We start from the raw sequence: 10,641 nt of genomic DNA on the forward strand, positions 1-10,641 counted from the left end.
ACAGCGCAGATTGCAGCGGTCGGTCAGCGAGACCCTCAGGTCGGTGGCCTGCCGGCCGTACGTGTCGATGAGCACGCGGGCCCCCTCCCTCGTCGGAAATCCGCACTGTCGACGTTTGGTGATCCGGCCTTTCCTCAACAACGGTCGAGGCCTTCTGAGCCTGGGTTGAAGTTCAGAGTATCTGAGGGGTGTAGCTGCCACCGCATATCAAAGGGGGGAGAAAATTCTCCCTGGATAGCTCCCCTACTGTGATGGAGATCTCCCCTTGCGGGGAGCGACAGAAGGGGCCTCCGTCATTTCTTTACTTCGGGGCAATTCCTCATCATCGATCCACCGAGGGAATTCTGCGGGTTCGCCGAGGTCTGGCAGCGATCACGGGAGCAGTCATCGTCGGTCATGCGGTGCTGGAGTAGCTCAAATCCTGTGCCGTGAGGGAGTCGGGAACCAGCCGCAACCACATGGCTCCCCTTTCACTGGGGCTGTCGTGCAGGTAGTGGACGAACCGCTCGTCCCAGCGGGACTCGTCCGCACCCAGGTAGCGAACGAGCTTGCGCCGACCTCGCGGTACGTCGAAGGGAACGAGTTCGGCATCACCACGAGCAATCACCTGTTGGACAAGGCCTGTTGCGATGTCGCAGACATCGACCACGAGCGCGACCCTGGGGTTTGACCTGACGTGGCCGAAGAGCCTGGCCCACGGTCCCGTCAGGACCCAAAAGGCTCCGTCCTCCCACAGGAACCACACGGGGCGCACGGTCGGTCCGTGGGTCGCGATGCGCGCGGTGAGCGGCTGACTGAGGAAGGAATCCACATCGAACGCAGGAGAGGTCACCCGTTCATTTTCTTCTCGCCGGGATCCGTTGGAATCCGACCTTCGACCTAGGGCTCCTGGTCCTGGTCCAACATGGTGCCACGCGCCTGTCGGCAAACGAGGCAAGCGGAGTTCACGGGAGCAGGATCGTCTTCCGTAGAGGGTCGAAACTCGGCTCGCACGTGGAGTTGCCGATTGATCTTCTTTATGCCACGGCGAGGCCGCGCGAATCGGTCTGTCCGGGCAAATCCGCCGCGAGGGCTTCGCCCTCGGCGAGCGAACTCGGGCGGACGCCGGGTGAGCGACCCGGTGACCCTACGAGTGCTCGGTGTTAGCCCAGGGCATCCCCGGAGTGCAGAGAGGTCGGCCCTCGCCCGCACGGGCGCCGCTCCCGAGATTCCAGCCAACCACTCCAGCGATCAGCTCGCCCTCTGCGCAGCGGACCACAGCGCCGACCCTCACGCCCGCCTGGCGCACCCCAGGAGTCGGCCACTCCATCAACCGGGTTCCACGAGTCCAGGCAGGACAGCCGGCTCGCGTTGCCGGGCTGCGCCTGACCCGACAACCCGGCCAAGACCTCATGACCTGGGCAGCCTGGGCATTTTCAGAGAAGATCGACGCTAGCCGTTGACATTCTCACAATGCGGGATATCTTCAATCGTCAGTGTGGTCGGCACCTCGAAGCCAGCACGGGACATGCGAGTGCATCGGGCAGAGCCGAGCCGACAGACGAGCCGATCAAGGCGGCGCCACCTCAAGGTGCGACCGCGCCACTTCTCAGGACCCCTGAGACACAGCCCCACAGCTCACCCATCAATGGAGATGTCCATGGCGAACACCAGTCCCCCGGCCGAGAGGAGCAGGCCCGGCGCCCGCGCCATATCGGCGGCGAACGACAGCCGACGAGTGCGGTCGGGCGGTCGGGCCAAGAGGCAGGCGCTCGCGTCAGCCGGTTGGGCCGCCCTGCCACCTGCGACCTTCGTCGCCATCATCTTGCTGTGGGCGGCGGCCGTCGAAGTCTTCGCCATTCCTTCCTACCTGCTGCCCAGCCCTCTGGCCGTTCTCAACCGAATGATCGCGGAGCGGGACAATCTTCTGGCCCAGGCGCTGCCCACGCTGAAGGCACTGGGGATCGGGCTGCTGCTGTGTCTCGCGATCGGCATTCCGGTCGGACTCCTGATCGCCCTTTCGAAGGTTGCCAAGCAGACGGTCTACCCCGTGGTGATGCTGACCCAGCTCGTCCCCAAGATCGCCATCGCTCCTCTTCTCGTGGTGTGGCTGGGCTTCAGCGTGCAGACCAAGGTGACCTTGGTCGTGCTCATCGCGTTCTTTCCGCTTCTCATGTCGAGCATCGCCGCATTCGTCAGCCTTGACGACAGGCTCCTCTACTTGACGCGCTCGATGGGGGCCTCCAGGTTCCAGACTTTCTGGAACCTCAGGTTGCCGGCGGCCCTGCCCATCATTTTCTCGGGCATCAAGACGTGCGCGACCATCGCGATCACGGGCGCTCTCGTCGCGGAGTTCCTCGGCTCGAACGAGGGTCTTGGTTATGCCTTGCTGAGGGCGAGTTCCCAGCTGGACACCGAGTACATCTTCGCCATTCTGGTGGTTCTCACCATCATCGGCATCGCGATCAACTATCTGATTGAGGCGCTCGAATGGTGGCTCACTCCTTGGGAGCGCCGCCAGAAGCGCGGCAAGAAGTAGAAATCACGGCGATGTCCGAACGTCTGGGTTTCGCGAGGGCCCAGCGCATCAACCGAAGCAGCACCGAAATGGTGAGAGGCAGAATCATGAAGACGAAGAGAGTCCTGGCATCGGCAGCCGTCCTGTCGGCCCTTGCGCTCCTCAGCGGCTGCGGGTCGTCGGCGACGCAAGCAGCAAGCGGCGGATCGTCCGTCGCCTTCCAACTGCACTGGGCCTGGTCGCCGTCGACCGCAGGCTTCGCCGTCGCCGAGGAGGAGGACCTGTACCAGAAGGACGGGTTGAACATATCCCTCACGCCGGGCAAGGGTTCCGGCACCACGGTTCAGCTCGTCTCCACCGGTAAGGCGGACATGGGTATCGCGGACTCCGTGGCGATCACTCAGGCAGTCCAGAAGGGTGCCCCGCTGCTCGTCGTGGCCACCATCAACCAGGCGACGAACACCGCGATGCAGGTGCTCAACTCCTCGGGGATCAAGAAGATCCAGGACCTCAAGGGCAAGTCCGTGGCTGTCCCCGCAGAGGGCGCCTACTCCTTCCTCCTTCCGATCTTCCTTCAGTCGGGAGGGCTGACCGAGGACGACATCAAGATCGTCACCATGCCCTTCGAATCCATGGCCCCCTCGCTGATCGCCGGCAGGGTCGACGCGATTGTCGGCGGCCAGGACTCGCACGTCGCCCTGGCGTCCCAGGGAGCGCGCTTCACGGACTTCGCCTTCGGCGACCACGGCGTCAACTCGGTTGCGCACTCGATCTTCACGACGAAGAGCTACGCCGAGAAGAACCCCTCGATCGTGAAGAAGGTCGTCGCGGACAGCCTCCAGGGATGGAGTGAGGCCCGGTCCGATCCGGACAAGGCGCTCGCCGACATCAAGAAGTTGGAGCCGAACACGGTCGAGGACAACGCGCGCACGGAGTTGTCGGTCCTTCTTCCCCTGCTTTGTGCAGGCGACGCCCAGTACATCGGGCTTGCCGAGGCGGCTCGTTGGAAGAGCACCATGACGCTTCTCGAGCGCGCCAAGCTCGTTTCGAACGCTCCTGACCCGACCAAGTTCGTTTCCTACGACTACCTGCCGCCTCGAAGCGCGTTGACTTCTTGCCGCTAGGGGTCGTTGCAGGGTGGAAAAGGCCGTACAGGAAGAGTTGGGATCATGACTGATACACCGGAAGTGACAGCGACAACCGGCAAGTCCATATCCATCAGGAACGTCACGAAGATCTACGGCGAGGGTTCGGCCAATGAGTTCGAGGCGCTGAAGCCGGTCTCCATGGAGATCGAGCCCGGAGAGTTCGTCTCCATCGTGGGGCCCTCCGGCTGTGGCAAGAGCACTCTCATGCTGATGGTCGGTGGATTGCTGTCCAGGTCCTCGGGCGACATCGAAATCGGCGGTCGCAGTGTGACGAAGGCGTTCACCGACATCGGCATCGCGTTCCAGGACCATCTGCTGTTGGACTTCCGGACCGCGTTGGACAATGTGCTGCTCCAGGCCGACATCCGTCGCCTCGACAAGGGGGTGCTGCGCAGCCGGGCCCTCGACATGTTCAAGCAGCTTCACCTCGAGTCGGCGGTGGACAAGTATCCACGGCAGATGTCCGGCGGGATGCGGCAGCGCGTGTCGCTGGTGCGCACGATCGTGCATGAACCGCCGGTTCTGATGCTGGACGAGCCGTTCGGCGCGCTCGACGCCCTCACGCGCCTGCAGGTGAGGACGGACCTGGAAGCGCTCTGGCTGCGGACCAGGCCCACCGTTCTCTTCATCACGCACAGTGTCGAAGAGGCGGTGGGGCTGTCCGACCGGATCTTCGTGATGAGCCCGAACCCCGGTCGGATCATCGAGGAGATCTCGGTGGACCTGCCGAGGCCGCGGCCGATCTCCCTGGCGGGATCCCGCGAGTTCGCGGAGTACGCGGACCACATCTATGCCCTGTTCGAGGAAATGGGAGTGCTCCACGGGATGGCGCCCACCGTTCATGGCGGTACTGCCTGATCCGATTCCGGACGCGACGGCTACAGCGGGTCGGCGGTGGTTCACGACTCGAGATGCGATCAGTCGGCGCGAGGGCTGCCGTCACAGCAGCCCCGCCCGCTGCCGTACGCCGGCCGGCACTCCACGTCTTCACCCGGCACCCGAGCGTGGGATCAGTCCGCGACCACCAGGCAAGCAACGCGACCAGTAGGGCCAGTAAGGAGAGTCAGTCAGTGCAGCGGTATCAGATGTACATCGACGGGCAGTGGGGCGATTCCGCAGGGGGTGAAGAACTCGACAGTACGGACCCGTACACCGGCGAGACGTGGGCCGTCATCCCGGCCGGCACGGCCGCGGACGCAGACCGTGCCGTCGACGCGGCCCGGCGGGCGATGACCACCGGCCCGTGGGCGACGCTGTCGGCTTCGCAACGTGGCGGGTACCTGCGCCGTGTCGCTGACCTGATCAAGGCGAACGCGGAGCGGCTCGTCGACATCGAAGTCCGGGACAACGGCAAGCTGCTCACCGAGGTCCAGGGGCAGATCGCGTCGGTCGCCGAGTGCTGGTACTACTACGCGGGCCTCGCCGACAAGGTTCAAGGGGCCACGATTCCCACCGAGAAGGCCAACGCGTTCGCGTTCACCACACGGGAACCCATCGGGGTCGTCGCCGCGCTCACCGCCTGGAACTCCCCCCTGTGGTTCGCGACGGTCAAGGCTGCTCCGGCCATGGCGGCCGGATGTGCGGTCGTGGTGAAGCCCTCCGAGTTCGCCTCGGCGAGCACCCTCGAACTCACGCGGCTCATCGAGCAGGCCGGTCTGCCGGCGGGCGTGTTCAACGTCGTGACCGGACTGGGCGCGGACGTCGGCTCCGCCCTCGTAGACCACCCCGACGTCGCCAAGATCGCGTTCACCGGGTCCGACGCCACCGGAATCCGCATCTACCAGAGCGCGGCCAAGTCCCTGAAGCGGGTCGCCCTCGAACTCGGCGGGAAGTCGCCCACGATCGTGTTCGAGGACGCCGACCTCGACCTGGCCGCCACCGGTGTCATGTCCGGCATCTTCGGCGCGGCCGGACAGATGTGTGCGGCCGGCTCCCGCCTGCTCGTCCACACCTCGGTCAAGGACAAGCTGCTCGCGAAGCTCATCGATCTCGCCTCCGGCATCCGCATGGGCGACCCGCGTGACCCCTGCACCAACGTCGGTCCGATCTCCACCCCGCCGCAGTACCGGAAGGTGATCGACTACCTGGATATCGCCCGCGCCGACGGCGCCCGCTGCGTGCTCGGCGGGAAGCCTGCCACCGGCCCCGACCTCGGTGCCGGTCAGTTCGTCGAACCGACCATCCTCGTCGACGTCCGGAACGACATGCGGATCGCCCAGGAGGAGGTGTTCGGGCCCGTCCTGTCCGTCATCGAGTTCACCGACGAGGAGGAGGCCGTCCGGCTCGCCAACGAGATCCCGTACGGTCTTGTCGCCGGTGTCTGGACCACGAACATCGCCCGCGCCCTGCGCATGTCGAAGACACTCCAGGTCGGCACCGTCTGGGTCAACACGTACCGCACGTACAGCTACATGGTCCCCTTCGGCGGGACGAAGCGGTCCGGACTCGGACGAGAGCACGGCATCGAAGCCATCGACGAGTACCTCGAGACGAGGAGCGTCGTCGTCTCCACGGACGACGGACCGCCGGTCAACCCGTTCGTCATGCGCTGACAGCCACCAGCGCATGCATCACCGTCCCAGCAGTCCCTCGGCAGGAGCGCGTCCTTGAACACCGCAACAGATTCCTCGGCCGCAGCGAGCGAGACCCCGCCCACTGGACGACTGAGCCGTCGGCGCATCGTCATCACGGGTGCCGCTGCCGGCATCGGGCGCGCAGTAGCGCACCTGTTCGCTCGGGAAGGTGCTGCCCTGGCCCTGTTCGACCGTGACGCCGACGGCCTCGCCGTCACGGCGGCCGAGACCGGCGCGACCGCCCTCCCGCTCGACATCACCGACGAGGAGGGCGTGGCGTCGGCCGCAGAAGAGGCCGCTGCGGCGCTCGGCGGCATTGACGGGCTCGTCAACTGCGCCGGGATCATGTACCGCGGGATGGTGGCGGACGTACCCGTCGAACAGTGGCGACGCGTCCTGGACATCAACCTCACCGGCACGTACCTGGTGTCCCGCGCGTGCCTGCCGTGGCTCGCGCAGGAAGCCGGGTCGACCATCGTGAACATGGCCTCCGGACAGGGCCTGCTTCCGAACTCGCCGGGTTACACCGCCTACGCCGCGTCGAAGGGCGGAATCATCACGCTCACCCGGGCGCTGGCCGCCGAACTCGCGCCCCGCGTACGCGTCAACAGCGTCTGCCCGGGTATGGTCGACACCGCCATGGCCGATGGGCACCGCGACAACGCCGTGCACTACGCCCTCAAGCGGCTCGCCGCTCCGGAAGAGATCGCCCAGGTGATCCTGTTCCTCACCGGCGGCGACTCCTCCTACGTGACGGGGGCGGCGCTCGCGGCGGACGGCGGACGAACCTTCCACTGACGGCTCATGCGCCCTCCCCCGCTGTACGGCCCCCGCGCGATGTGCGCAACCTGCGCCGGAAGACCAGGACCGAGCCACCGAGCAGGGCCAAGGAGACGAGAGTCAACTGGCCGGCGATGGACGGGCAGTCCGACGGTGTGTCGTAGCCGCCGTCCTCCAGGCCGGCCAGGCGTTCGAAGTGGTTGAACGCGCCAGGGAAGAACGTCTCGTCGAGGGCATACAGCGTGGGGAACGCGGCGGGCCCGGCGGCGATCGAGAAGGCCGCCCATTGGTCGGCGTGCCGGGCCTCATGTTCCGACAGGCGCTCCGTGCGCGGCGTCTCGTCCTCCACGTCCTGGTCGGTGAGGAAGACGGTGCCGAACATGGTGCCGGCGCGGACAACGCCCTCGTCCAGGACGACGGCGGTGGTCCCGTTGTCGTTCTGGTACACCTCACCGCCCTTGCCGACGCCGTAGAGCAGGGCTGCTCCGGAGACCGGTGCGTTGACCGCCGCGCGCGTGGTCTCCCACACGCCACCGCCGTCCTGGGGCCCGGTCACCGCGAAGGAGCCGGCCAGCACCAGTTGCGCCACCGCGCCTACCCCGACCGCGGCCAGCCGCCGCCGAGAGGGCACCCGCCCGCGCAGGGTGCCGACCACGGCGAGGACGAGGCCGACCGCGCCACCGCAGAGAAGGCACGCGGCCCACCACAACGCCCTGCGGACTTTTCGGTTCCCAGGGCGTTCGACGGGCGTCAGTACCTCAGGAACGAACGGTCGGCGATCGGGCAGGGCCGTGGCGGCCGGCCGGTCCAGCGTCGACGTCGTCATGGACGCCTCGCAGAACCTCGATCGGCACCCGTGATGGAGCTGGCCTTGCACATGTTCTCTGCGTCCTGTCAGTGCTTCAAAGACCACGCACAGGAATGCGTGATCCATGGGTAATATTCGATGCCGACCCTCACACGCGGGCGCGTGCGCGAAAAGAGGAGAATCCGCTCCGGGTAAAAGAACATCCAGGGAGCGAACTCTCCCCCTTTGCTCTACGCAAGGCGTCGACTACTCGGTCACGGCATGCGGCAAACGAGCCGCGGCGAGGGCATGTATGGTCGTCGACTCACGTATCTGGTGCTGCACGGCGGTCGAGGTGTGCGGAGAATCCAGAGCCGCGTTGCCCGCGATCCAGACCACACCCAGCAGCGCGGCGGCCCCGGCCAGCGCGCCGGCGGCGCCGTCCAGCGTGCGCAGTGGGCCGCGTGCCAGAACCCGGCCGCGCAGCCAGTACGCGGGACGTCGGGCCACCGCGGTGCCGAGCGCGGCCGGGATCAGCACGGTGACCACGGCGGTCGTATTCACGACCGCGGCGGAGTCACCGACCCTGTCGAGGATCCGGGGAAGCAGAGCAAGGCCGAGGAGTGCGCCCGCCGCGGTCAGCGTGAACACGACCAAGGAGGCCACGAGTCCACGCCGATAGCCGGAGACGGCGAGAAACAGCACTGCCAGCAGGATGAGCAGGTCGAGCAGTGTCACGAAGAATTCCTTTCCTGTCCGAGCCCGAAAATCGGGCCGGGACAGGAATGACGCCCGGCAGCGTTCTTCCCGTTCCCGAATGTGAGCCACATCGCTCCGCGCCGAAAAGGGAATACACTGCGCCGCGAGGGAATTCTTCGCCATCCTGGGAAACCCTTTCCCAGGATGGAACCGCTACTTGAGATGCGTGGAGAAGAACGACTCCAACTTGTCGAACGGGATCAGGTCGGTGCGGTCGTAGAGGTCGATGTGCCGCGCCCCTGGCACCACCACCAGCTCCTTGGGACCCGTCGCCTCCTCGTGGACGGTGTCGCTGAAATAGCGGGAGTGCGCGTGCTCGCCGGTGATGAGCAGGATCGGCCTCGGTGCGATGTCCGGGAGGTGGCGGAGCGGCCCGAAGTTGATGTGGGACACCGTGCTGGTGACCGCGAAGCCGCCGATGGACCGCGGGTGGTGGCCACGGGACGTGGGCACGTAGTACTCGAAGAACTCGCTGGTGATCGGGTCGAGGCCGTCGGGGATCTCGGCGGGGAAGGTGGGGGTGAGCGCGGGTTCGCCCGCGTCGACGTCCTTCCAGCGCTGCGCCGCGATCTCGTCGAGCGCCTTGCGGCGTTCGTCGTCGCTCGTGGTGTCCTGCCAGCCGTTGCGCGCGACACGGCTGATGTCGTACATGGCCGATGTGGCGACGGCCTTGATCCGTGTGTCGACCTGCGCGGCGCTCAGCGCGAACCCGCCGCTGCCGCAGACCCCGACGACGCCGATCCGGTCGCGGTCGACGTAGGGCAGGGTGCCCAGGAAGTCGACGCCCGCGCTGAAGTCCTCGGCGAACAGCTCCGGTGAGGTGACATGGCGGGGCTCGCCTCCGCTCTCACCGTTGTACGACGGGTCGAAGCCGACGGCGACGAACCCGCGCCGGGCCAGCTCCTGGCCGTACACCCCAGGGGCCTGCTCCTTCACCCCACCGTGCGGCGGGCCGATGACGACCGCCGGGTGGGCAATCGACTCGTCGAGATCCACGCTGCGGTACAGATCCGCGGCGATCTCGATGCCGTAGCGGTTCTTGTAACGGACAGGGGTCCGTGTGACGTCGTCGGAGAGCACGAAGGTGTATCCGTCGTCCTGCAAAGGCATGTTCATCGCTCCTTGGATCAAAGACTCTTGCGAGTCGGTGTCACTTGTTTTCTCTGGGTATAGCCGGCGCGTACCGCGGGCGGCTCAGACGGTCTGGCCGCCGTCGACGACCAGGGCGTGGCCGGTGGCGAAGGAGGCCGCGTCCGAGCAGAGCCACAGCACGGCCGCGGCGATCTCGTCCGGTGTGCCGAGACGGCCGATCGGCTCGTCGGCGACGAGAGCTTCACGACCGCCGGGAGTGCTCTCCGCGAAGCGCTCGATCATCTCGGTGTCGACGATGCCGGGGCAGACGGCGTTGACGCGGATCCCCGACGGCGCACAGTCGAGGGCGGCGGAGCGAGTCAGGCCGATCACTCCGTGTTTGGCGGCGGCATAGGCCGCCTGCCCCTTGAAGCCCTTGACCCCGGCGCCGGAGGAGACGTTGACGATGGCGCCCGTTCCCTGCCGGAGCATCAGTTCGATCTGGTGCTTCATGCAAAGGAACACGCCGGTGAGGCTCACACCCAGCACCCGGTCCCATTCGCCCTTGGAGATGTCGACGGCGTGCTTGACCGGCTGTTCGACACCGGCGTTGTTGAAGGCCGCGTCGAGTCGTCCGAACGTCTTCAGGGTGCTGTCCAGGGCCGCTGTCACGTCGTCCTCGTCCGTGACATCGCAGACGAGGGTCAGTGCCCTGCCTCCCACCTCCTCGACCAGCCGCGCGGTCTCCGCCAGGCCCGCCTTGGAGAGGTCGGCAAGAGCCACATCGGCACCTGCTCGGGCGAAGGCGACGGCGGTGGCCCGTCCGATGCCGGACGCCGCTCCGGAGACGAAGGCGACCTTTCCGGTGAACAAGGGCTCGGTCATCGTGCCCAAGAGGGGGCTCCTTTCGATTGGATCGGCCGTTTCCTGAGCGGGGACGGCGCGGGCGGGTTCAGTCGGGCAGTGGTTCGGAGTAGTGGCGGAAGCCGTCGCGCCGGGCGTGGATGGCGTAGAGACGTTCGGCGA

The 10,641-nt window shown here is 66.5% G+C and carries 10 protein-coding genes; 5 read left to right on the forward strand and 5 right to left on the reverse strand.

All coding sequences use genetic code 11. The features are described from left to right. Positions 1 to 394: 394 nt before the first annotated feature. Positions 395 to 832, reverse strand: coding sequence for a pyridoxamine 5'-phosphate oxidase family protein (locus ABZ896_RS49980; protein WP_360945243.1), 438 nt, complete (start codon positions 830 to 832; stop codon positions 395 to 397). Positions 833 to 1,639: 807 nt separating this feature from the next. Between ABZ896_RS49980 and ABZ896_RS49985 the strand changes: the two genes are divergently transcribed. From ABZ896_RS49985 to ABZ896_RS50005, 5 genes are all read left to right on the forward strand, one after another. Beyond that, positions 1,640 to 2,518: an ABC transporter permease gene (locus ABZ896_RS49985; RefSeq protein WP_360945246.1), complete on the forward strand. Its 879-nt coding sequence runs from the start codon at positions 1,640 to 1,642 to the stop codon at positions 2,516 to 2,518. Continuing rightward, the gene (locus ABZ896_RS49990) at positions 2,470 to 3,621 is read left to right on the forward strand and encodes an ABC transporter substrate-binding protein (RefSeq protein ID WP_360945249.1); all 1,152 of its coding nucleotides are present in this window, start codon (positions 2,470 to 2,472) and stop codon (positions 3,619 to 3,621) included. Before ABZ896_RS49985 ends, ABZ896_RS49990 begins: the two co-directional genes overlap by 49 nt. Before the next feature lie 45 nt (positions 3,622 to 3,666). Beyond that, positions 3,667 to 4,503, forward strand: a complete 837-nt coding sequence (locus ABZ896_RS49995) for an ABC transporter ATP-binding protein (protein ID WP_360945252.1) — start codon at positions 3,667 to 3,669, stop codon at positions 4,501 to 4,503. Positions 4,504 to 4,715: 212 nt separating this feature from the next. After that, a complete protein-coding gene (locus ABZ896_RS50000) occupies positions 4,716 to 6,197 on the forward strand; it encodes an aldehyde dehydrogenase (protein WP_360945255.1) in 1,482 nt (493 codons plus the stop codon). Between the two features lie 54 nt (positions 6,198 to 6,251). Next, positions 6,252 to 7,016 carry an SDR family oxidoreductase gene (locus ABZ896_RS50005; protein WP_360945258.1) on the forward strand — a complete coding sequence of 255 codons (765 nt, stop codon included), beginning with the start codon at positions 6,252 to 6,254 and terminating at the stop codon, positions 7,014 to 7,016. Between the two features lie 4 nt (positions 7,017 to 7,020). Here the strand turns inward: ABZ896_RS50005 and ABZ896_RS50010 are convergent, their stop codons facing one another. From ABZ896_RS50010 to ABZ896_RS50025, 4 genes are all read right to left on the reverse strand, one after another. Next, complete coding sequence (locus tag ABZ896_RS50010) at positions 7,021 to 7,824, reverse strand: hypothetical protein (RefSeq protein WP_360945261.1); 804 nt, start codon at positions 7,822 to 7,824, stop codon at positions 7,021 to 7,023. Positions 7,825 to 8,052: 228 nt separating this feature from the next. Further along, positions 8,053 to 8,523, reverse strand: coding sequence for a CvpA family protein (locus tag ABZ896_RS50015; protein ID WP_360945264.1), 471 nt, complete (start codon positions 8,521 to 8,523; stop codon positions 8,053 to 8,055). 174 nt (positions 8,524 to 8,697) lie between these two features. Then, complete coding sequence (locus ABZ896_RS50020) at positions 8,698 to 9,654, reverse strand: alpha/beta hydrolase (protein WP_360945267.1); 957 nt, start codon at positions 9,652 to 9,654, stop codon at positions 8,698 to 8,700. A gap of 84 nt (positions 9,655 to 9,738) precedes the next feature. Continuing rightward, positions 9,739 to 10,500 carry an SDR family oxidoreductase gene (locus ABZ896_RS50025; RefSeq protein WP_360945270.1) on the reverse strand — a complete coding sequence of 254 codons (762 nt, stop codon included), beginning with the start codon at positions 10,498 to 10,500 and terminating at the stop codon, positions 9,739 to 9,741. Positions 10,501 to 10,641: the final 141 nt, after the last annotated feature.

Origin of the sequence: Streptomyces sp. NPDC047072 (assembly GCF_040643855.1) — a bacterium.
Lineage (GTDB): Bacteria > Actinomycetota > Actinomycetes > Streptomycetales > Streptomycetaceae > Streptomyces.